This window comes from Rhodococcus sp. WS1, from assembly GCF_003797745.1.
GTDB classification, from domain to species: domain Bacteria; phylum Actinomycetota; class Actinomycetes; order Mycobacteriales; family Mycobacteriaceae; genus Rhodococcus_F; species Rhodococcus_F erythropolis.
In genome coordinates this window covers 2,250,244-2,272,870 of sequence record NZ_RKLZ01000002.1, presented here as the reverse complement: position 1 = coordinate 2,272,870, position 22,627 = coordinate 2,250,244, and the positions used below count along the sequence as shown (strand labels likewise).

Sequence of the window (22,627 nt, the reverse complement as noted above, 5' to 3'; positions counted from 1 at the left end):
ACTTAACGAATCACATTCGTTTTACGTTGAACGTCGAATACCCGAGCACCGAGGAAACCCCATGCTGACGATCACCGCCCTCACCCCACCCGAGTCTCTGGCCGCGACTACGCCGTCCACGTCCACACCTCTGCGTGTAGGTCTCGTGCAACATCGCTGGCACGAGGACCAAGACGACCTCTACACCGAATTGAGCGAGGGCATTGCGTCCGCAGCGAAGCTGGGCGCTTCCTTGGTCTTTCTTCCGGAGCTGACGCTCAGCCGCTACCCCGCCTCCACCCCGGCCGGCGACAATCCCGGACGCGAAGCGGAAGACCTGCTCACCGGACCCACTCTCGCCTTCGCCGCCAAAGCCGCCGCCGAGAACCAGGTCCTCGTCCACGCATCGCTGTACGAGCGCAGTGAGGCCGAGGACGGACTGGGATTCAACACCGCGATCCTCGTCTCGCCCGAAGGTGAGCTTCTCGCCAGAACCCGCAAGCTCCACATTCCGGTGACGGCCGGATACTACGAGGACACGTACTTCCGCGGCGGTCCGGCGCAGGACGCATACCCCGTCCACGAGGCACTCGGCGCGAAGTTCGGCCTCCCGACATGCTGGGACGAGTGGTTCCCGGAGGTCGCACGTGCATACTCCCTCGCCGGCGCCCAGGTTCTGGTGTACCCGACGGCGATCGGCTCCGAGCCCGATCACCCGAACTTCGACACCCAACCGCTGTGGCAGCAGGTGATCGTCGGAAACGGTATCGCCAACGGCACCTTCATGGTTGTTCCCAATCGCCACGGCAGTGAAGGTCTCATCACCTTCTACGGTTCTTCCTTCATCTCGGATCCGTACGGACGCATCCTCGTTCAGGCTCCCCGCGACGAATCAGCAGTGCTGGTCGCCGATCTCGATCTTCGGCAACGTGAAGACTGGCTTGCACTGTTCCCGTTCCTGGCTACTCGCCGACCCGACACCTACTCGGCTCTGACCGCACCGGTGAACACTGTAGGAGCCAACCGATGACCTGGCGAATGCCCGCGGAAAGTGAACCGCACGAACGCACCTGGATGGCGTACCCCAGCGCCGGATACTCCCTCGGCGACACCGCCGAGGAACAGCACGAAGCGCGCTCGACGTGGGCGGCCGTCGCCCACGCCGTCGCCGAATTCGAGTCGGTCACCGTCGTCGTCGATCCCGCCGAAGTCGAAGAAGCACGAAAGTATCTGTCCGAGAAGGTCGATATCGTCGAGGCACCTCTCAACGACGCGTGGATGCGCGACATCGGGCCGACGTTCGTCCTGTCCGACGAAGGCCGTCTCGGCGGAGTCGACTGGGTGTTCAACGGCTGGGGCGCACAGGGGTGGGCGCATTGGGACAAGGACTCGAAGATCGGCGCATTTGTCGTCGAACAATCCGGTGCCCAGTTGATCGACTCACCAATCGTCAACGAGGGCGGCGGTATTCAGGTCGACGGTCTCGGCACCGTCTTGGTCACCGAAACCGTCCAACTCGATCCGGGGCGCAATCCCGACCTGACGAAGGCCGACATCGAGGCCGAACTCGCCCGCACGATCGGCGCCAAGCACGTGATCTGGCTTCCCCGCGGGTTGACTCGCGATCAGGAGACGTACGGAACGCGCGGACACGTCGACATCGTCGCTGCCATCTCTTCCCCCGGAGTGGTACTCGTCCATGACCAACGCAATCCGGTGCACCCCGACTACGCCGTCAGCAAGACGATCATCGAGTTGTTCGAAAGCTCGACGGACGGCGGCGGCCGGCCGTGGAAGGTAATTCGGGTGCCCGCTCCCGAAATTCTGCGCGACGACGAGGGATTCGTCGACTACAGCTACATCAACCATCTCGTGGTCAACCGTGGAGTGATCGCCTGCAGCTTCGACGATCCTGCCGACGCCGAAGCGGCCCGGATCCTGTCAGCCGCTTACCCCGGACGCACTGTCGTCACCGTCGACGCCAGACCGCTGTTCGAACGTGGCGGCGGCATCCACTGCATCACCCAGCACCAGCCCGCTGAACAAGACTGACGGCGGCAGAATTAACGGCGACCTCGCATGTAGTCACTCACGACGGCTGCGCCGAGGCCGTCCAGGTCCGGTGCGATGACGCGTCCACCCACCCGGTGCGCCATCCGGTCGACCACCCTGGCCAGACCTGGATCCTCACCGAGGCGGAAGAACGTGACCTTGGCGCCCAGCCTGGCCACGGCGTCGAGTGCTCGAACCGTCAAACCGAGGGTTCGCGCACTCGGCGGGTAGTCGAACCTGGCTTCTCCGTCCGCTTCGAGATGAGCCGTCGGCTCACCGTCGGTGACGATCAACACCACCGGCTGCGCATTGGAATGGCGTCGAAGGTGTCTGGCCGCCAACAACAGTGCGTGGTGCAGGTTGGTTCCCTGGTCCCACGCGCCGTCCAAACCGGCGAGCTCCGACGGGCTCAGTACGTGCGCGTGGCGTCCGAAGGCGATCAACTGCAGCTCGTCGCTGCGAAACCGCGTGCTCACCAGATGATTGAGTGCCAGAGCGGTGCGCTTCATCGGCACCCAGCGATCCTCCATCACCATCGAGAACGACGTGTCCACCAACAGAGCCACCGCAGCCTGACTACGCTGCTCGGTTTCGGCCACCTCGACATCGACGACGCTCAGCCGCACCGGCATTCGGCCAGGGTCACGTAGGACGGCGTTGGTGATGGTTCTCGTGACGTCCCAGGGTTCGGTGTCCCCGAACTCCCATTCGCGGGAAGCTCCGGTCGGTTCGCCCATCGCACCTGCCCGACGCGTATCGCGTTGACCGGTTCGCGACGACAGTTGCCCGGCGACGTCACGCAGAGCGGTCTGTCCGAGCTGTCGCATGGCTTTGGGCGACAAGCGCCATTGACCGTCTGGTGCGCGATCGAAGAAACCCTGTTCCTGCAAAGCCTTTTCGAGATCGGCCAGGGTGCGAGCATCAGCGGCGGCTTCGTCGCCGAGTTGCCGCGCGAGTAGCTCGGGGTCGATGTCGTCGAGCGCTGCGCCGGCATACTGCTGCGACAGTTGATCTGCCAGCGATTCCAGCTCGGCGATGTCCTGCAGGGCACCGGTCCCCTCACCCAACCCCATTCCGTTGTCGCCGCGGAACTGTTGCGAACCTTCCCAGTCCTCACCCGGCCGAGCCGCCTGAAGGAACTGGTCGAGTTGACTCAGCTCACTCATCAGGCTCGGATCGCCGAACGCCTGCTGCGCCAACGCATCCAACTCGTCACGCTGCTCCTGCGAGAGCGAGTTACGCAATCGTTGTGCGGCCGCCGCGCGCTGCGCCAACGAATCCAGAAGTTCGTCGACGTTGCGCGGGTTGTCCGGGAAATACTGCCCGTGCTTGTCCATGAACTCCGCAAACTGCTCCGGAGTGTCGACGCCCCGAGAGTGCGCATCGAGCAGTTGATTCAGATCTGCCAGCATCTGGCGAATCTGCTCACGATCCTCGTCGGTAGCGCCCTCGAGTGCCTGCTTCATTCCCGAGAAGCGTTGATCGAGGACCTCACGTCCGAGCAGATCACGAATCTTCTCGTAATCCGCGCGAGCCTGTTCGCTGCGCCAGTTGTAGTCGGCCAGATCTTGCACGGCCTGAGCTGTCGACGGTGGCAACTCCTCGATTCGCATTTCGTTGAATCGTGCGTCGTCGTCGAGAGCACGTGCCAGTTCTTTGCGCTCTTCGAGCACCGCCTTGTCGAGAAGCTTACGAACCTCGTCGAGCGTTCCGTCGAGATTGTTGCGGCGTAGCAACTCACGTCGACGCCGGTTCGCCTGGGCAGCAAGGTCGTCGAGCCCGCGCATGTCTCGGTTTCCGCGGCGCAGGAGCTCCCGGAGGGCATGGCGCGGCGACGTGCCTGACAACACGTCGTCGCCGATTGCTGCCAAGGCCTCGCGCAGATCTACCGGAGGCGCCAGCGGATCGGGACCACCGTCGTACGGCCCGTACCGCGGATTGTGGATCATCACTGCCCCTTACGAATACACCGAGCGGCCGCCCGGGCCTTGATCTTTGGAGATCCGGCGCGCGAGGTAAAGCCCTTCGAGGGCAAGTTCGGCACCGGCGGCACGCTCGCCGTCGGATTGCGCGCCGAGGCGTTCGGCTACTTCGTCCAGGACCTCGAGGTCCGGAAGCTCGTCGAGAAACGCCTTGGCCGTGACAGATTCACCGGTGACGATCGTATTGCCCGTCTCCACAGCAGCAACCAACATCCCGAGGTCGATTCCGCCGAGTCGTACCCGAACCGTATCGGCGGTCGCGCGACGCAGCAGGTGCTCGAGCACCTCCAGTTCCCGTCCCTCTTCACCGGATTCGAACTCGACCTTGCCGCGAAGAACCTCGACCACGGACTCGAGATCGACGGGCCGTGCAACAGGATCGGCCTCGCCGAGCACCGCCGCGCGTCGTACCGCCGCTGCACTGACGGTTTCCGCGCCGGCGACGGCAAATCGTGCCGACACACCCGATCGCTGATCCACCGAGGTGGATTCGCGTAGCAAGCGCGTGAACCTGGCAAGAATTTCGAGAAGGTAGTCGGGCACCTCCGCGGCCAGGTGCGCCTCCTGCTCGATCACCGCGATCTCGCCCGCCAACTCGACGGGGTAGTGGGTGCGGATTTCGGCGCCGAAGCGGTCCTTGAGCGGTGTGATGATGCGCCCGCGGTTGGTGTAGTCCTCAGGATTTGCGCTCGCGACCAGAAGGACGTCCAACGGAAGCCGAAGCGTGTACCCGCGGACCTGGATGTCCCGCTCTTCCATCACGTTGAGCAACGAGACCTGGATGCGCTCGGCGAGGTCGGGAAGCTCGTTGATGGCCACGATTCCGCGATGCGCGCGAGGCACGAGACCGAAGTGAATGGTCTCCGGATCGCCGAGGCTCCTACCCTCGGCCACCTTGACCGGGTCGACGTCTCCGATCAGGTCGGCGACCGAGGTGTCCGGCGTTGCCAGTTTCTCGGAGTACCGCTCGCTGCGGTGTCGCCAGGCGATCGGGAGGTCGCCACCCAGTTCCTTGGCTCGACGTATCGAAGCCGGTGTGATCGGCTCGTACGGGTGCTCCCCCAGTTCCGAGCCTTCGATGACGGGCGTCCACTCGTCGAGCAGGAGCCCGAGAGTGCGAAGCAACCTCGTCTTTCCTTGACCGCGTTCGCCGAGCAGAACCACGTCGTGGCCGGCGATCAGCGCCCGCTCGAGTTGCGGGGCGACCGTGTCCTCGAACCCGACTATCCCGGGCCAGGGGTCACGGCCGTCCCGCAACGCGGCGAGAAGGTTCTCTCGTAGTTCTTCCTTGACACTTCGCTGTACGTGTCCGGAGGCGCGTAGCTCTCCGAGGGTTTTTGCGACAGTCACCACTCCACGCTACGAGTGTTTGCGGGGTTTCGCCTCTCGCCGAGGAAGTTCGGTCGCTCAGCCCTCGATGTTCTCGGGATTCATCCAGATGATTTCCCAGATGTGGCCGTCGGGATCCTGGAAGCTGCGGCTGTACATGAAACCGTGATCCTGCGTCGCGTTTCCTTCGGAACCGCCGGTCGCGAGTGCCTTGTCGACGAGGGTGTCGACGGCCTCACGGGTCTCGGCCGAGAGACCGAGCAGCGCTTCCGTCGACGTCGAGGTGTCGGCGATGCCCTTGGTGGTGAAGGTCTTGAAGAAGGGCTCGGCCAACAGCATCACGACGATGGTGTCACTGATGACCATCGACGACGCATTCTCGTCGGAGAACTGCGTGTTCTTGGAGTATCCGAGGCCCTCGTAGAAGGTGGTGGCCTTGCCGAGGTCCTTGACGGGCAGGTTGAGGAAGAACATCGGCTGCGGGTTTGTCGCCATGAAGGGTCCTTTCCGAGACTTTGCTGTGCGCCTTTATTAACCGCCGGCGGTTAATAAAGGCGCACAGTAGACCTAAACTCCACCCATGGATACCTGGGTGTTGCCCGCCATGCTCGGTCTCGGACTCGCCGCAGCGTCCGGAATGCGAACCTTCCTGCCGCTGCTGATGCTCAGCGCTGCCGTCCACTTCGAACTGTTCGGGATCACCGTCGGCGAGTCGATGCGGTGGATCGGATCCACCGGCGCGCTGGTGGCATTGGCAATAGCCGCTGTGGTCGAACTGGGTGCCGACCTCATTCCCTTCGTGGACAACGCACTCTCGGTGATCGGGAACGTCACCGGACCCATCGCCGGAGTGATCGCGGCCTGGGCGGCCTTCAGCCATCTCGACCCTGCGATGGCCGCGTTGGCGGGCATCATCGTCGGAGCACCGACGGCGCTGACATTCAGCGCCGCCCAGACCGGCACTCGCGCGGTCAGTACGGCCACTACCGGTGGACTGGCGAATCCCGTCGTCTCCGTCATCGAGGATGTGCTGACTTTCTTCACCTCGTTGATCGCGATGATCTTGCCGCTCCTGATCATTCCGCTGCTCGCCGCACTCTTGTGGTTCAGTTGGCGCGGATGGCGACGTGTCCGGAGTCTGCGCACCGCCTGAACCTGTGGACCTGGTAGACAAGTCGTCATGTCCGACACCGAGATCTCGTTCCAATCCGGCGACGTCACCCTGTACGGGAGTCTTCGCCTGGCAGCCTCACCCGACTCCCCGGCGCCGGCCGCGCTGATTCTGGCCGGCAGTGGCCCCACCGATCGCAACGGCGACAGCGCCCTCCTCGAAGGCGACATCGGAACTCTGCGGTTCATCGCGGATCTTCTTGAAAATCAAGGCATCTCAAGCCTGCGTTACGACAAGCTCGGCAGCGGCGAAACCGCACTCGGCGACTACGAGATCGAGGACATCGCCGATCTCGGCTTCAACACATTCGTCGACGCCGCCTCCGACGGACTTGACTACCTCGCCGGACAACCCGGCGTCGATCCCGAGCGCTTGTTCGTCGTCGGACACAGCGACGGCGCCGTCGTCGCGCTGGCACTTGCCACGGCGAAAGAGGGCACAAGAGTCAGCGCCCTCGCACTGCTCGAGCCGCTGAGTGTCCGGCTTCTCGATCTACTCACGACGCAGATTCACCGCCAGCTCGACGCCGTCGTCGGCGCCGGACAGTTGCCGGTCGAACTGGCTGACGAACTGCGCGTCGCGCTCGCCGACGCCGTCGAGTCTCTTCGGACCGAGGGCACGGTTCCGGATGATCTACCCGAACCGCTGCAGAACGCGGGACTCGTTCACGCCAATGCCAAGGCACTCGCCGAGGAAGACGCACTGGACCCGGTTGCGCTCGTAGCGGCGCTGCCGGCAGGCATGCCCGTTCTCACCAGCTGCTCGGACAAGGACATCCAAGTAATTCCCTCCGACGTCGCGGCACTCGACGCCGCGCTCTCACATACCGCGCTGACGTCAGTGCGGATGCGCAACGCCAACTTCGTACTCAAGGACATCGGCGAAGAACAGTCCACCGGGGCCGACTACGTCGCTCCGCTTCCGTACTCGGCAGAGTTCGCGGAGCCCTTCACAGCGTGGGTCCGCTCGTTCTCCTGATCACGTACAGACCGAACGTCCTCTTTTTCGGGTAGAAAGTTCCCTCCGCGAACCATCGCGGAGGGACTTCTGCTTTCTACGCCTGACCTGCAACAAAGGCTCTCTCAATCCAGCGAACCCGGGGACAGAAGTCACCCGGAGTTTACGTTCGCGGCGCTTTTTATTGGTGCGAACCCTCGATCCGTGCTGTACGGTCATCCATTAACCAGCAACGCCACACAGAAAGGAACGGACGTCATGTCGCTACACCCGAACTTTGCATCCGTACCTTCGTGGCGCAGCTGCACCGCAGGCAAGCACATTTTTTCGGCCGCAATGTCGGCCAAGCACATGGGCAACAAGCGCGGTGTACCCCGAGAATGATCCCCAGTTTCACCGGATTCGTTCTCGGGCACCCAGGGCAAACGCCTCGGGTGCCTTTTCTTTTACCTTTCACACGCAGGAGCACCACATGAAACTTCGAGTCAACCAACTGTCCATCGCGCCGCCGTATGTCGATCTGCCCGGTGACCTCACCGGATACGCCGTCACCCTGGATCTTTCGCACTCCGATGCTGCGCACGAAGCCACCCTCGGCGCCCTGATCAGCGAGATCCGCAGTCGCGGAGCCTCACGCGTGGTCATCACCGGCTCACCCCGCGAACTCCAGGGCACCCACAGCAGCGCAGCCTGAAAGAACCGGGCCGTCTGAAAGCAGAACGGGCCCCGAACTCCCGTTGAGGAGTCGAGGCCCGCTACCGAAGCAGAAAGTCAGTGCGCGAAGTGGCGCGCACCGGTCAGATAAAGAGTGACACCGGCTTCCTTGGCCGCGGCAATCACCTCGTTGTCGCGAACCGAACCACCCGGCTGCACAACAGCCTTGACGCCGGCGTTGAGAAGAACCTGCAGACCGTCAGGGAACGGGAAGAACGCGTCCGAGGCCGCAACCGAACCTACGACGCGGTCACCGGCTCGCTGAACAGCAAGATGCGCTGCATCGACGCGGTTGACCTGGCCCATACCGACGCCGACGGACGCGCCGCCGGAGGCCAGCAGGATCGCGTTTGACTTCACCGATCGGCTGGCGCGCCAAGCAAATTCGAGGTCAGCGAGAGTCTCGGCATCTGCAGCCTCACCGTTGGCGAGAGTCCAGTTGGCCGGGTTGTCGCCGTCAGCGTCCAGAACGTCGCGCTGCTGGAGCAAGGTACCGCCAGAGATCGGACGCAGTTCGATTCCGGTAGCGGTCGGAGCCGCAGCCTTCAGAACACGAATGTTCTTCTTACGCTGCAGAACCTCGACAGCCCCGTCTTCGTACGAGGGCGCGATGACAACCTCGGTGAAGATATCGGCGATCTGCTCTGCCAGTTCGACGGTGACCTCACGGTTGGCTGCGATGACACCACCGAATGCACTGACCGGATCGCAAGCATGCGCCTTGCGGTGAGCGTCGGCAATGTCGGTGCCGATGGCGATGCCACACGGGTTGGCGTGCTTGATGATTGCGACGGCCGGATCAGTGAAGTCGTACGCTGCACGCCACGCTGCGTCGGAGTCCGTGTAGTTGTTGTACGACATCTCCTTGCCGTGCAACTGCTCCGCCTGAGCCAAACCTGCAGGCGCAGACGGGTTTTCGTACAACGCAGCGTCCTGGTGCGGGTTCTCGCCGTAGCGAAGGACAGCGCTGCGGTTCCAGGTAGCACCGACCCAGGCCGGGAACAGCGAACCGTCCTCGTCAGCTGCGATCGTGCTCGTCATCCAGCTTGCAACAGCGACGTCGTACGACGCAGTGTGCTGGAACGCCTGCGCCGCAAGCACAGTGCGCTCACGCAAGGTGAATCCGCCACCGGCAACGGCAGTCAGGACATCGGCGTACCGAGCCGGATCGACCACGACGGCAACCGACGGATGGTTCTTGGCTGCAGCACGCACCATCGACGGGCCGCCGATGTCGATCTGCTCGACGCACTCGTCCGGGCTAGCGCCCGAGGCAACGGTCTCGGTGAAGGGGTACAGGTTCACGACGACCAATTCGAAGGTCGCGATGCCGAGTTCCTCGAGCTGAGCGAGGTGATCCGGCTTGCGGGTATCAGCGAGGACGCCGGCGTGGACGCGCGGATGCAGCGTCTTCACACGGCCTTCGAGGCATTCCGGGAATCCGGTCAGCGCCTCGACCGGCGTCACGGGGATACCGGCGTCGGCGATCTTCGACGCGGTCGAACCGGTCGAGACCAACTCGACACCGGCCTCGTGCAGGCCCGTGGCCAGCTCGATCAGACCACTCTTGTCGTAGACGCTGACAAGTGCACGGCGCACAGCCTTGCGTTCACTCACTGGGGATCACGGCCTTTCGTCCATCGGAAACCACTCCGCGCGTAGCAACAGCGGCGATGACGTCCGCCAACAACCGTCGCTCCACAATTTTGATGCGTTCATGCAACGAAGACTCGGTGTCGTCGTCATGCACCGGCACAGCTTCCTGCGCCAAGATCGGCCCGGTATCAACTCCGCCGTCGACGAGATGCACCGTGGAACCGGTGACCTTCACGCCGTACGCCAGAGCGTCGGGAACCGCGTGCGCGCCGGGAAAGGCAGGCAGCAACGCGGGATGAGTGTTGATGATTCGGCCGCCGAAACGCGCGAGAAAGCTGGGGCCGAGGATTTTCATGAAGCCTGCACTGACCACGAGATCGGGTTCGTGCTCGGCCACCGCTGCTGTCAGCGCCTCGTCCCAGGCGGCACGATTTTCATAAGTCTTGATCGAGACCTTGAAGGACGGGATCTTCGAGCCCGCGGCGTGCTCGGCGGCGAGGCAGTCACGATCTACGCCGACGGCAACGATCTCGGCCGGGTATCCCTCGGCGTGCGAAGCGTCGATCAGCGAAGTCAACAGGGTTCCCGCGCCGGAAGCGAGTACGACTACCCGCGCGATCGAGTCGCGAAATTGGACCCCGTCGGGCATTGTCGGCTGCGGATTGTCGGCCGAGGCAGTCAGCGCACTACTCCTGAGAACTGGAAGATGATGCGGCCGGAGTATCGGCCGCATGACAGCCTAGTCGCTGGACTTCTGCGGCTTCGAGGGCAGGTCGGTCTCCGGCTCGGCCCCGGCTGCGGAGTCGGCTGTGGGGTCCGCCTCGGGTGCCGCGACAACCTCGGCGTCGACTACTTCGATCTCGACGGTTTCCTCTGTCACTACCTGCACGGGTTCGCCTGATTCCTCGACGATTTCCGCTTCGACGACCTTGGTGACAACGACCGCAGATTCCTGGGCCAGCACTTCGCCCGTGTTCTCGTCGTCCTCGTCTTCCGGTGTGGCCGCAGCCGTGATCGCAAGTTCGGGCTCGACTGTTCGAGCCGGTTCAGCCGTCGGGGGCGCAACCTCGTCCTTCATGTGTCCGCGGTGTGAGAACCACATCGCGAACAGCGCCGAGACCGTTCCGAACAATCCCAGCCACGCAAAAGTCAGAAGACCGAAGCCCCACCACAGGACCTCCACGGTGCCGAACTGCCCGAGGTCTCCCCCGGCAGCAAGAGCGAGCAGCGCCATGACGACGCCGGCACCGGCGGCTGCCGTCAGCACTGCGAGCACACTGTCCTGCCCGGCGATGCGTCGAGCGCAATCACGGCCGAGCATCATGCCCACCGCTGCCGGAACGATCAACAACACGGGCCAGATTCCACCGGCGACGCCTTCCGGAATCGCTCCGAGAAGGGGCAAGGGTGGTAGGTCACCGCCGATGTTGCCGAACACGCTGATGGAAACATTGCCGAAATCGGCCGTCGATCCCGTCATCACCGCGGCTGCGCCGACCACGAGGTTCGGCAGGTAGAGCAGCGACAACACCGTTAATCCCAGTACGCCGACAAACCCGTTGCCGCGCGCGAGTAGGTCACCGACCGTCGACCACGACACGAGTAGTGACACCACGACGGCCACGGCGCCCGCAGCCAACAGCGCTGCCGACGCAGCCGTTGCCGGTCGAAGAGCGGCAGATGCCCACGGCGGAATCTCGGCGACGACGCGATCCCAGTGCGCAGCAGCAACACCGACGGACGCGGCGATCAGGTGAATCCCGGCGACCCAGCCGAAAGCTGCCAACGTGTTGGGGCTAGACAGCGGAATGGCTGCGGAGGCGTCGGCGACCACGGCGAGAGCGATTGCCGTGATAGTCAACGGTCCGGCCACCGCGGCCCCCACCAGGCGGAGGGTGTCGTCACGGGAGTCGGTGTGCACCGCAGTCGACGCGCATCGGCGTGCAACCACCCACATCATGACGGCCGTCGGAAGCAACGGCAGTACACCGAGTTGGACGCCGCTGATAGTCGCCGGCACCTGGTGGATGACCAACCATGTGGTGGCAATGGCGCCGAAGGTTCCGGTCAGGTCGCTGCTCGCCGATACCAAGGTGACCACAACGACAGCCGCGATCAGCAGCATCGTCAGACCCGACGGCCGGAAGGCGACCGTCAGCAGCTTGCGCGCCAGGTCCGGGTTCGGTGCCGGGCGACCGCCGCCGACGCGGCCGCCGCCAGTACGACCACGTCCGGGTCGTGAGGACGCGGGACGGGACCGGGTGCCATCAATCAAAGAACTCATCCCCTCGAGGGTTTCACTCGATAGTGCGCCGCGCACTCAGGCGCGCCGTCGGGCTCACGGAATGTGGCCTCCACCCGCAGCGGGTCGGAGGCCACATTCATGTTCGTGAAACGAAGTAGTACTACTGCTGACGCTCGTCGGGGTTCTGGGAGCCGAAGACCTTGGTCTCGGCCGCGGAATCGCTGCTGCCCTGGTCAGGCTCAGCAGACGGCGTCGGTGCCTCGAAAGTGGGCGGCTCGAAGCCCGTCGGCTGCTCGGTCGAGCCAGCCTGCTGCTGGTGGTACGGCTGGCCGTAACCGCGCGGGGCGGTGAACTGATCCGACGAGTAACTCGGGTTCGGCTGACTCGCGGGCTGCGAGGTCAGCGGATAGTAAGACGACGTCGTCGCGGCCGAGTCGGTCTGTGCGGGATTCTGCACCGGGTTCTGACCGTAGGGAGACGCAGTCTGGCCGTAAGGCTGCTGCGAAGCAGTCGGGTCGGCGGGGGCGGCGTGCGCTCCCCCGTATCCCTGCTGCTGCGCCTGCCCGTACTGCGGGTTCTGCTGGTACTGGCCCGGCTGCTGAGCCTGCTGCGGCTGGCCGTACTGAGCCTGTCCGTATCCCTGTGGCTGACCTGGTGCCTGCCCCGGCGCCTGGCCCTGGGGCTGGCCATAGCCCTGCGGCTGACCGTACTGCTGAGCTACCGGACGCGGCGCGGGAGCCTTCAGGATTCCGATCTCGAACAACAACGCGGCGACTGCGACGACCGTCTGCACGAACGAGAGGATCAGCACGATGATCAGACCCCAACCGAGGCTGATGTCGACGTAGTCGCTGGTACCTACGGAGAACGCGGCGAACACCAAAGCGAAGAAACCCGTGAGGGTGAGCGCTGCGGCAATGCCTGCATACGACTGCTTCGGGAGGAGCGATACGCCTGCGACCACACCGCCGGCGAAAACGAATCCGAGGCCGTAGATGCTCGACTCGAAGAAGCTCGAACTGGTGTCCAGACCGCTACCGATGCCGCTGCTGCTTCCACTGATCGACGTGAAAGGCGCAAAACCGAGTAGGAAATTGATCAGGCCGAGTGCCGCGACGGCGATGAGCAGGATGAATCCGAGATTCTTGGGTCCACCGCCCGCTGCCGGCTGATTCGGTGGCCCGAAGCTGGGCCCTTGCGGCGTGAACGTCATGACTTCTCCTCGTAGACGGTCTTCGATGGTTACCAGCGTATGTGTCTCGACTTCGCACGCTAACACCGACAGGAGACAATGGGCAGATGCCCTTCACCCTCGCGCCCGGCGCCGACCATGTCGTCGAAACCGAGGTGAAGCACTCACGATTCATCGCCGCGCTTCGCCGGATCGACGACGCCGAGGCCGCCACGGAGTTCGTCGCGGAGCAGAAGTCGCTGTATCCCGATGCGCGCCATCATTGTTCGGCTTTCGTGATCGGATACGAAGCGAACTCACGCGTCGAGCGTGCACACGACGACGGCGAACCAGGCGGGACAGCTGGGGTGCCGATGCTTCAGGTTCTCAAGTCTCGAGATCTGGTCGATGTGATTGTTGTCGTCACGCGCTACTTCGGCGGAATCAAGCTCGGCGCCGGTGGATTGGTCCGCGCGTATTCGGGAGCCGTCTCGGTTGCTCTCGATTCGGCCGAGCTTGTGGCCAGGGAGAGGAGGATCCTGCGCACTTTGGCGATCCGGCACTCAGAGGCCGGTCGGGTGGAAGCGGAGCTGAGAGCGCGGGGCGTCTCGGTGCTCGGAACTGCGTATGGATCGAAGGCGGTGATGACGCTCGCCGCCGGTGACGCCGACGATCTCGACTCGATCGTCGCATCCATCACATCCGGTGCCGGGCAGTTGGAACCTGCCGGGTCGATGTGGGTCGATACCACTGTGCGTGGTTAAGGAGTCCGGAGACTCCCTAACCACGCACGGGGGCGAAGCCCCTTACAGGGACTGAAGAATCTCGCGAGCGAGAGCAGCAGTGGCGGACGGCGTCTTGCCGACCTTCACGCCTGCAGCTTCGAGAGCTTCCTGCTTTGCCTGAGCCGTTCCCGAGGAACCGGAGACGATGGCGCCTGCGTGGCCCATGGTCTTACCTTCGGGAGCGGTGAAGCCAGCCACGTAGCCGACGACCGGCTTGGTGACGTTGGCCTTGATGTAATCGGCTGCACGCTCTTCCGCGTCGCCACCGATTTCACCGATCATCACGATGACCTTGGTCTCGGGATCCTTCTCGAACGCCTCGATGGCGTCGATGTGGGTGGTTCCGATGACCGGGTCGCCGCCGATGCCGATGGCGGTGGAGAAGCCGAAGTCACGGAGTTCGTACATCATCTGGTAGGTCAGGGTGCCCGACTTGGAGACCAGGCCGATGGGGCCGGTGCCTGCAATGTTGGCGGGCGTGATGCCGACGAGGGCCTCACCCGGGGTGATGATGCCGGGGCAGTTCGGTCCGATGATGCGCGTCTTCTTGCCCTTGGACTCGTTGTACGCCCAAGCGTAAGCGGAGTCCTGAACCGGGATGCCCTCGGTGATGACCACGAGGAGCGGGATCTCCGCGTCGATGGCCTCGACGATGGCGTCCTTCGAGAAGGCCGGGGGAACGAATGCGATGGAGACGTCTGCGCCGGTCTCCTTGATTGCCTCTTCGACCGTCGCGAAGACGGGGAGCTCGACAGGGGAACCGTCAGCAGCAACGTGCGAGACCGTGGTGCCGGCCTTGCGAGCGTTGACGCCGCCGACGACCTGGGTGCCGGCCTTGAGCATCAGAGCGGTGTGCTTGGTGCCCTCGCCGCCGGTGATGCCCTGGACGATGACCTTTGAATCCTTGGTGAGGAAGATTGCCATTGTTCTGTGAGTCCCTTACTTCGCTGCGTGAGCGAGTTCGGCGGCCTTGTCGGCGGCCTCGTCCATGGTTGCGACGACCGTGACCAGCGGGTGGTTGGCCTCGGCGAGGATGCGACGACCCTCTTCGACGTTGTTTCCGTCCAGGCGAACGACGAGCGGCTTGTTGGCCTCGTCGCCCAGGGTCTTCAGTGCGCCGACGATGCCGTTGGCAACTGCGTCACACGCGGTGATGCCGCCGAAGACGTTGACGAACACGCTCTTGACCTGTGCGTCGTTCAGGATGACGTCGAGGCCGGCAGCCATGACTGCAGCGGAAGCTCCGCCGCCGATGTCGAGGAAGTTGGCGGGCTTGACGCCACCGTGGTTCTCGCCGGCGTATGCGACGACGTCCAGGGTGGACATGACCAGGCCTGCGCCGTTGCCGATGATTCCGACCTCACCGTCGAGCTTGACGTAGTTGAGGTCGTTTTCCTTGGCCTTGAGCTCGAGGGGATCGGTAGCGTCGCGATCCTCGAATGCCTCGTGGCCGGGCTGACGGAACGCTGCGTTCTCATCGAGGGTGACCTTGCCGTCGAGGGCGAGGATCTGATCGTCAGGCGTGCGAACGAGGGGGTTGACCTCGACGAGGAGTGCGTCCTCGTTGATGAAGACCTCCCACAGCTTCTGGATCGTGACGGCCGCTGCGTCGAGCACCTCTGCGGGCAGCTTTCCTGCCTCGGCGATGCTGCGCGCGAACGCGAGGTCGACGCCCTTGACTGCGTCGACGGGGATCTTGGCGAGAGCGTCGGGGTTCTCCTCGGCGGTGACCTCGATCTCGACGCCACCCTCTACCGAGCACATGGCCAGGTAGGTGCGGTTGGTGCGGTCGAGCAGGAAGGAGATGTAGTACTCCTCGGCAATGTCACTTGCCTCTGCGACCAGCAGCTTCTTGACGACATGGCCCTTGATGTCCAGGCCCAGGATTGCCTCGGCGTTTGCCACTGCGGCATCCACGTCGGGCGAGTACTTGACGCCACCGGCCTTGCCGCGGCCGCCTACCTTGACCTGTGCCTTCACCATCACGGGCTTACCGATTTCTTCGGCAATCTCGCGTGCGCCGGCGACTGTGTCTGTAACACGTCCAGCCGAAGTCGGCACTCCGTGCTTGGCGAAGAGTTCCTTCGCCTGGTATTCGAAGAGATCCATCTGCTCACCGTCTCGTCTGCGTTGTCACCCGCTCGAGGGGTAGGAGCGGGTCTGTTCTGGACTTTAACCAGTTGCCGCGTTCGGTTTGCGCCCGCACTGATGCTATGTGGCCCAAGTCACGCGCAAATGCGCAATGAGGCACGCCTCACCGATCGAGCAAGGTGGCCACACCGAATTTGTCAAGCATCAGTCTCACTGATTCTTGCGCTCGAGAACGCTGCAACGAGAAGCAACACTATGCCCGTGGCCGCTGTGATCGCACCCACCCCCACGGTTGCGTCCGATATGCGCGATGACGTGAGCGGCCACTCACTGACGTACACCAGAGCTGCCACGGCAGATCCGATCAGCAATGCCGCGCCTCGAGCCGGCCGCGCAGACGCTGCGATCGCAGCGGCGATCACGACGGTGACGCCGACGAGCAGTTGCCCCCAGACGTCAATTCCCCACGGCCACTCCAGAACTGACGCCGCTGTGTAGGCGTCACCCCGATAGAGGGGAAGCGCGGTCCCGATCAGGACTGCGACTGCGCCGATCCCACCGACGAGAAGCACCAGCCCTCTCGAACCTCCGTCTACCGACGTGTCGACGTCTTCACGTTCTGCGCTTCCCGCCAGCCAGACGAGCAGTCCCGTCGCCGCAGCGAGGAGAGCCGCGCCACAAAGCACGAAGGCGCCGGCACCTAACCCGACGCCTGGTACGTCCGTCGCGATGACCGCCGACTGCATGACAGCCGCGACGCCCATCACGACGGTGGTCCACAGCACTCCGACGGCCGGACGCACCACGGCGGCGCGGCCCGGGGCAAACAGGCCCAGCGCGGCGAGGAGCAATACGGCAGCCGCGAGCAGGACAACTCGAGACGACAGCATCGACGGCTCCGGGATTCCATCCGGCAACGACAGGACAGGCAAAGCCGAGCCGACGCCCGCAACAGCCGCAGTGATGATTGCGGCGGTACCGGCAACGCGGTGAAGTCTGTTCACCCGCGCTTGCGCCGCCCGGGACTGAGCCACCATCGCCGCCTTGAGCGCACCCTTTGTTGTCTTCGCAGGCGCGCGGACCACACTTTCAGCGGGAATCGCATCCGTTTCACGCCTGGATGCGAGGTAAGGCGCTGAAACTCCGATCACGACGATGACCACGGCGGCCAGTGCCCCGACCACGGATCCCGAACCGACGCCGATCCGATCGCCGGCCGCGAACCCAGCCACCACCCTGGTTCCACTGACTGCGAGTGCGCCGAGGCCGACACCGATCAGGGCGCCGCAGCCCACCGGTAGGGAGATGGACGTCAATGCCGCCGCGACCGCAACGAGCACCGCGACGCCGACCAATCCTGTACCGACGGCAGTGGCCGACACCGAGTCGACGAGCGGTTTGACCAGAAAGATCGGATCCTGCGAACTGAAGGACGGCCCGAACAGGGAGAGCACGAACACCACTGCGGCCAGAATCAGCAGCGCTGTCGGCCACGCGCCGATCCGTCCGCCAACCGATCGCCCGTCGAATTCCGCGGCGCGAGCGCTGCCGTATCCGTCCCGTTCCGATTCACGATGGACGGCGACAAGTCCGAGCACCCCGGACAGGACAAGAATGCAGTGTCCCGCGAGCGCGAGATAAGCGCCAGAACCCGCATCGATCGAACCCGCCGAAATCGGACGGAAAAGGTCCAAGCGGTTTGCATCGATTGCGTCGACGAACAACTGGACGTCGAGAATCGCCGCTCCGAGCGACACCGCTCCGATACCGGCCAGGAGTCCACCGGCCAAGGCAGGCCTGCGGCCCGAGGTGAGCACTGCAACCAACGGCACGATGATCGTGCAGACGGCCGCGAAGAGAGCGGCAGAAGCAAGAGCCCCCGTCGTGTCGACCCCGCGGCCACTCCCGACTCCGACGACGGGACTGGCTGCCACTCCGACGGCACCGAGCAGCCCGATTACCGCCGCGAGTGGCGCCCCGGACTTCACTCCGGGGTCGTCGAAACGCGCCTGCGACGTAGTTCCAGGTGTTGTGGACACTCGATCGACGGTAGTGCCTGAATGGACCGGTGATCCGGTTGTGACACGCGTGATCACGAAACGAGATGATTCGTCCGTTTTGCCCGTATCGACATATTCCCAGGTCAAGCTGTGAGGCACGTCACATAATCGGACAGGTTTCCGCTACGGCTTGCGCCCATCGCAATCATTTCGTTACCGTCAGTCGGTCTAAGTCACGGGCTGATCACGAACTCGAGGAGAGAACCGGCATATGCATCACCGCAGCCAGTTCACCGCTAGTAGGTTCTCGAACTCAGCTCCAGACGAGGTCACGACCACTTATCCAACGCACTCGGCCAGGCGTTACACCGAGACCAAAAGTTCTGAGATCTCTACCGATATGTTCACTCGAAATTCATCCTCCACGTCGTCAGATTCCGACTCTCACGAGTTCGTCGAGTCCGACGTGATCAGCACCCCCACTTACGCCTCCTCCGCACCGACAGTCGATGTCGAATCTCCGGTTCGCCGCAGCGGTGCTCACCGACTCCCCACCCCTCCCTCTGCTCTCAAGGGCCGCGCCGCCGTTCTGGCAGTTGCAGCCGGCGCAGTTGTCGCCGCGGGCCAGGCAGTTGTCAACGACGGTTCCTCTTCCGCCGCCGACCACTCGGAAGTTGCACTCGCCAACGAGTCCTCCGCGATCGGCACCACCGCAGAACCGCAGGCCGCTCAGTTCGCTCCGGCCACCTCCACGGCAGCCACCACCGAGGCCGACGCTCCCCAGGTCCTCAACGTCGCAGCACCGACCGACCTCTCCCAGTTCAGCAACCTGCTTGCCAAGGGCCAGCGTTTCAGTGACGAGCGCGCAGCACGCGAAGCAGCTGCCCGTCGCCCGCTGTTCGTCCTGCCGGCAGTCGGCACGTTCACGTCCAACTTCGGCACCCGCTGGGGCACCCTGCACGCCGGCGTCGACATCGCCGCCCCGATCGGGACGCCCATCGTCGCAGTCGCCGACGGCAAGGTCATCGATTCAGGTCCGGCTTCCGGATTCGGCATGTGGGTACGCCTACAGCACGCAGACGGAACGATCACCGTCTACGGCCACATCGACACGTCCACCGTCACCGTCGGTCAGCAGGTCATGGCCGGCGACCAGATCGCCACTGTCGGCAACCGCGGCTTCTCCACCGGCCCCCACCTTCACTTCGAGGTTCACCTCGCCGGCGAGAACAAGATCGACCCCCTCCCCTGGCTCGCATCACGCGGCATCAGCCTCGGTATCGAGCAGGACTGACCGCAAGCCCAACGCTTCTGACAAAAACTTCCGGCCCGCACCTTTCCAGGTACGGGCCGGAAGCTTTTTGTCTGTCTTCTACAGCTTGACCATCGGCACACCGCCGATGAGCATCAACCGCACCTTGCCCGCGCTACCGAAGTCGATGGTGACCGTCGCGGTGGGTCCGGTGCCCTTGGTTTCCAACACGGTGCCCAGACCGTACTTGTCGTGACTGACGCGGTCACCCGTGGCAAGGACCAGAACGTTGTTGCGGCCACGCGCGGCACCGAAACTGGGAGTCGACGCAGCCTTGCCGGACCCTCCCCCGTAGTTCTGCCCGCCACCGTATCCCTGGCCGCCCTGGCCGCCCTGGCTGCCGTATCGGCTTCCGCTGCCGTAACCCGGCCTGCCGCTTCCGAATCCACCACCGGTGCCCGGATCCTCACGGCGCCAATTGATCAGGTCCTCCGGGATCTCCTGGATGAACCGCGACGCCGGGTTCTGGATCGGTTGTCCCCAAGCCGAACGCATGATCGCGCGCGTCAGGTACAGGCGCTGCCTGGCACGGGTGATGCCGACGTAAGCGAGTCGACGCTCTTCGGACAGCTCTGCCGGATCACCGAGGGCGCGCATGTGCGGGAACTGCCCGTCCTCCCAACCGGTGACGAAGACGACCGGGAACTCGAGGCCCTTGGCGGTGTGAAGCGTCATCATCGTCACGACGCCGTCGTCGGAGTCCGGCAGTTGATCGGCGTCGGCGACAAGTGATACCCGTTCGAGGAAGGCGGCGAGCGAACCCGGATCGGGTTCGCCTTCACGCATTGCTGCGGTTTCCTCGTCGTCCGGATCGATCAGCCCGGCCGCGTTTCGTGCGTCGGAGCTGAATTCTCTTGCCACGCTGACGAGTTCGTTCAAGTTGTCGAGTCGCGCGCCGTCCTGTGGATCGCTGCTGGCCGCAAGCTCGGCGCGGTAGCCGGTTCGCTCGAGCACTGCCTCGGCGACCTCACCGATGTCACCGAGTTCGAAGGGTTCGTCCTCGTCGGCGGCCGGTGTCGGCAGCAGGGCCCGCAGCCCGTCCATCATCTCGAGGAACGACGCGATGGCCTTCTGTGACCGCGTATTGAGCAGCGCCACTTTGCCTTCCGCGCCGTCGCGCAGTGCGGCGGCGAAGCTGATGTTGCGATGCTCGGAGTGCACGGCGACGCAGGCTTCGGCTCGATCACCGATACCGCGTCGTGGCGTGTTGAGAATGCGTCGCAGGCTCACGGTGTCGTCTTCGTTGGCGAGGACGCGCAGATACGCGACGATGTCCCGAACTTCCTTTCGCTCGTAGAAGCGAACGCCGCCGACCACCTTGTACGGCACTCCGAGTCGAATGAAGATCTCCTCGAGCGCGCGTGAGGAGTTGTTGGTCCGGTAGAACACCGCGATGTCGGCGAACTTGGTCTCGCCCTGGTCCACCAGCCGATCGATCTCCGAGGCGACAAAAGATGCTTCGTCGTGCTCGTTGTCTGCAACGTAGCCGACGATCAGTTCACCTTCACCCGAATCGGTCCACAGACGCTTTTCACGTCGGCCGGTGTTCTTGGAAATCACGGAGTTGGCCGCAGACAGAATGTTCTGCGTCGAACGGTAGTTCTGTTCGAGAAGGATGGTCCGAGCGTCCGGGTAGTCGCGTTCGAACTCTTCGATGTTGCGGATAGTGGCTCCGCGGAATGCGTAGATCGACTGATCGGCGTCACCGACGACGCACAATTCGGCCGGGGCAACGGCATGGTCGGACTCTCCGGCACCGCCGACCAGTTCACGCACCAGCATGTACTGCGCGTGGTTGGTGTCCTGGTACTCGTCGACGAGCACGTGACGGAAGCGGCGGCGGTAGTACTCGGCGATCTGGGGAAACGCCTGGAGAAGCGCAACGGTCTCACCGATGAGATCGTCGAAGTCGAGTGCGTTCGCCGCACGCAACCGCTGTTGGTAGTGGCCGTAGACCTTGGCGATCAGTCGCGGCAGTTCGGCCGGATCCTGATCGGCTGCGACAACCGCCTCTTCCGGTCCGACGAGTTCGTTCTTCAGGTTGGAGATGTGAGTGGCGAGAAGCCGCGCGGAGAATCGTTTGGTGTCGAGCTCGAGGTCCTTCGAGATCATCGTCAGCAGTCGACGCGAATCGTCGGAATCGTAGATCGAGAAATTCGAGTTCAAACCGGGCAGGAGCGCCGCCTGTGCTCGCAGGATGCGCACGCAACTGGAGTGGAACGTCGATACCCACATGGCGTTGGCACGCGGTCCGACAAGGGCTGCCACACGCTCGCGCATCTCGGCCGCAGCCTTGTTGGTGAACGTGATGGCCAGGATCTGACCGGGGGTGACACCCCGTTCGGCCAGCAGATAGGCGATGCGACGCGTCAGTACTGCCGTCTTGCCCGAGCCGGCGCCCGCGACGATCAGCAACGGCGAACCGGCATGGACCACGGCCTCGCGCTGTTGCGGGTTGAGACCCTCGAGGAGGGCGTCCGAACCCGCGCCATGTCCCCGCGCGCCGCCCCCGTCGTGCTGGGAATGTCCGTCGTGCTCACCGAGTGCTGGGTACGTGTTCATCGCCTGTCCACGCTACCGGCGTCCACCGACACGGTCGTCAGTGCGTCCACCTGCTGGTAGAGGCACTTGGATTACCTGTGTCGAGCATGGCAAACTGGACGCCATGTTCAGCATTTCCGTTCGCGACAACACGGCCGACCCCGTCGGCCCGCTGTGGCGTTACTTTACGTGCCCCGGACCTCGGTGCACGTGATCTGAACAGCTCACCCGCCCCTGGTCCGAATCGGATCCGGGGCATTTTCGTCAGTGTGCCTGGATCGGTAACGACCCGAGCCGAGACCACGATCCACGCAGTAGGAAGAGGAGACGAATAGCAATGAGCACCCAGGCTGCAGCCCCCAATGGAAATACTGTAAATAGTGTAAATACTGCTCCGACAGACGTCGAGATCCCCCAGAGTGAGGCGGAGATCGACGAGCTCCGGAAAGAAATCGACCGTCTCGACGCCGAGATCCTCGCGGCCATCAAACGCCGCTCCGAGGTCTCCCAGATCATCGGCCGTACCCGGATGGCATCGGGTGGTCCGCGTCTGGTGCACAGCCGAGAGATGAAGGTCCTCGAACGGTTCAACGAGCTGGGCCAGGAAGGCCACACCCTCGCGATGCTGCTCCTGCGCCTGGGCCGCGGACGCCTGGGCCACTAGCGCACACCCAGATCACTTGCGAACGGCTACATCGGATG

Annotated in this window: 19 protein-coding genes; 8 read left to right on the top strand and 11 right to left on the bottom strand. The window is 63.9% G+C overall.

Features of this window, described 5'->3' with window-relative positions; all coding sequences use genetic code 11:
- The first annotated feature begins 61 nt into the window (after window positions 1-61).
- Window positions 62-1,009 (top strand): nitrilase-related carbon-nitrogen hydrolase, encoded by a 948-nt coding sequence (locus EEB12_RS23400; RefSeq protein WP_141488589.1) that lies wholly within the window; start codon window positions 62-64, stop codon window positions 1,007-1,009.
- A complete protein-coding gene (locus EEB12_RS23395) occupies window positions 1,006-2,031 on the top strand; it encodes an agmatine/peptidylarginine deiminase (protein ID WP_141488588.1) in 1,026 nt (341 codons plus the stop codon). Before EEB12_RS23400 ends, EEB12_RS23395 begins: the two co-directional genes overlap by 4 nt.
- Before the next feature lie 11 nt (window positions 2,032-2,042).
- Here EEB12_RS23395 and EEB12_RS23390 read toward each other — a convergent pair whose 3' ends face one another.
- From EEB12_RS23390 to EEB12_RS23380, 3 genes are read right to left on the bottom strand one after another with little or no spacing between them, the layout of a single operon-like run.
- Window positions 2,043-3,980 (bottom strand): VWA domain-containing protein, encoded by a 1,938-nt coding sequence (locus EEB12_RS23390; RefSeq protein WP_041815135.1) that lies wholly within the window; start codon window positions 3,978-3,980, stop codon window positions 2,043-2,045.
- Between the two features lie 9 nt (window positions 3,981-3,989).
- Window positions 3,990-5,366, bottom strand: coding sequence for an ATP-binding protein (locus tag EEB12_RS23385; RefSeq protein WP_141488587.1), 1,377 nt, complete (start codon window positions 5,364-5,366; stop codon window positions 3,990-3,992).
- A 54-nt stretch (window positions 5,367-5,420) separates the two neighbouring features.
- Complete coding sequence (locus tag EEB12_RS23380) at window positions 5,421-5,837, bottom strand: VOC family protein (RefSeq protein WP_019744746.1); 417 nt, start codon at window positions 5,835-5,837, stop codon at window positions 5,421-5,423.
- An 85-nt stretch (window positions 5,838-5,922) separates the two neighbouring features.
- Between EEB12_RS23380 and EEB12_RS23375 the strand changes: the two genes are divergently transcribed.
- The 3 genes from EEB12_RS23375 (at window position 5,923) to EEB12_RS23365 (ending at window position 8,164) form a co-directional block, all read left to right on the top strand.
- Complete coding sequence (locus EEB12_RS23375) at window positions 5,923-6,495, top strand: DUF4126 domain-containing protein (protein WP_007727593.1); 573 nt, start codon at window positions 5,923-5,925, stop codon at window positions 6,493-6,495.
- Window positions 6,496-6,522: 27 nt separating this feature from the next.
- The gene (locus EEB12_RS23370) at window positions 6,523-7,491 is read left to right on the top strand and encodes an alpha/beta hydrolase family protein (protein WP_080909167.1); all 969 of its coding nucleotides are present in this window, start codon (window positions 6,523-6,525) and stop codon (window positions 7,489-7,491) included.
- A 451-nt stretch (window positions 7,492-7,942) separates the two neighbouring features.
- Window positions 7,943-8,164, top strand: a complete 222-nt coding sequence (locus tag EEB12_RS23365) for a hypothetical protein (RefSeq protein WP_003946391.1) — start codon at window positions 7,943-7,945, stop codon at window positions 8,162-8,164.
- A 77-nt stretch (window positions 8,165-8,241) separates the two neighbouring features.
- On the opposite strand, the gene purH is transcribed toward EEB12_RS23365, so the two are convergent.
- The 4 genes from purH to EEB12_RS23345 all read right to left on the bottom strand — a co-directional run bounded on the left by purH (window position 8,242) and on the right by EEB12_RS23345 (window position 13,238).
- Window positions 8,242-9,801: a bifunctional phosphoribosylaminoimidazolecarboxamide formyltransferase/IMP cyclohydrolase gene (gene purH, locus EEB12_RS23360; protein WP_058037880.1), complete on the bottom strand. Its 1,560-nt coding sequence runs from the start codon at window positions 9,799-9,801 to the stop codon at window positions 8,242-8,244.
- Window positions 9,794-10,513 carry a phosphoribosylglycinamide formyltransferase gene (gene purN / locus EEB12_RS23355; protein WP_082148465.1) on the bottom strand — a complete coding sequence of 240 codons (720 nt, stop codon included), beginning with the start codon at window positions 10,511-10,513 and terminating at the stop codon, window positions 9,794-9,796. Before purN ends, purH begins: the two co-directional genes overlap by 8 nt.
- A gap of 6 nt (window positions 10,514-10,519) precedes the next feature.
- Window positions 10,520-12,064 (bottom strand): DUF6350 family protein, encoded by a 1,545-nt coding sequence (locus tag EEB12_RS23350; protein WP_019744750.1) that lies wholly within the window; start codon window positions 12,062-12,064, stop codon window positions 10,520-10,522.
- Window positions 12,065-12,185: 121 nt separating this feature from the next.
- The gene (locus EEB12_RS23345; protein WP_141488586.1) at window positions 12,186-13,238 is read right to left on the bottom strand and encodes a DUF5336 domain-containing protein; all 1,053 of its coding nucleotides are present in this window, start codon (window positions 13,236-13,238) and stop codon (window positions 12,186-12,188) included.
- An 86-nt stretch (window positions 13,239-13,324) separates the two neighbouring features.
- Here EEB12_RS23345 and EEB12_RS23340 point away from each other — a divergent pair, with 86 nt between their 5' ends.
- Window positions 13,325-13,960, top strand: coding sequence for an IMPACT family protein (locus tag EEB12_RS23340; protein ID WP_047888486.1), 636 nt, complete (start codon window positions 13,325-13,327; stop codon window positions 13,958-13,960).
- Window positions 13,961-14,002: 42 nt separating this feature from the next.
- On the opposite strand, the gene sucD is transcribed toward EEB12_RS23340, so the two are convergent.
- The 3 genes from sucD to EEB12_RS23325 form a co-directional block, all read right to left on the bottom strand.
- A complete protein-coding gene (sucD, locus tag EEB12_RS23335; RefSeq protein ID WP_003946432.1) occupies window positions 14,003-14,905 on the bottom strand; it encodes a succinate--CoA ligase subunit alpha in 903 nt (300 codons plus the stop codon).
- A gap of 15 nt (window positions 14,906-14,920) precedes the next feature.
- Window positions 14,921-16,090, bottom strand: coding sequence for an ADP-forming succinate--CoA ligase subunit beta (gene sucC / locus EEB12_RS23330; RefSeq protein ID WP_019744753.1), 1,170 nt, complete (start codon window positions 16,088-16,090; stop codon window positions 14,921-14,923).
- Window positions 16,091-16,269: 179 nt separating this feature from the next.
- Window positions 16,270-18,111, bottom strand: coding sequence for a hypothetical protein (locus EEB12_RS23325; protein WP_258537187.1), 1,842 nt, complete (start codon window positions 18,109-18,111; stop codon window positions 16,270-16,272).
- Window positions 18,112-18,343: 232 nt separating this feature from the next.
- Here EEB12_RS23325 and EEB12_RS23320 point away from each other — a divergent pair, with 232 nt between their 5' ends.
- Entirely contained in the window at window positions 18,344-19,366 is a 1,023-nt protein-coding gene (locus tag EEB12_RS23320; RefSeq protein WP_020970357.1) for a M23 family metallopeptidase, read from the top strand.
- Window positions 19,367-19,444: 78 nt separating this feature from the next.
- Here EEB12_RS23320 and pcrA read toward each other — a convergent pair whose 3' ends face one another.
- Window positions 19,445-21,946: a DNA helicase PcrA gene (gene pcrA / locus EEB12_RS23315; protein ID WP_141488584.1), complete on the bottom strand. Its 2,502-nt coding sequence runs from the start codon at window positions 21,944-21,946 to the stop codon at window positions 19,445-19,447.
- 316 nt (window positions 21,947-22,262) lie between these two features.
- On the opposite strand from pcrA, the gene EEB12_RS23310 reads away from it, so the two are divergent.
- Window positions 22,263-22,589, top strand: coding sequence for a chorismate mutase (locus EEB12_RS23310; protein ID WP_021332296.1), 327 nt, complete (start codon window positions 22,263-22,265; stop codon window positions 22,587-22,589).
- The last annotated feature ends 38 nt before the right edge of the window (window positions 22,590-22,627 follow it).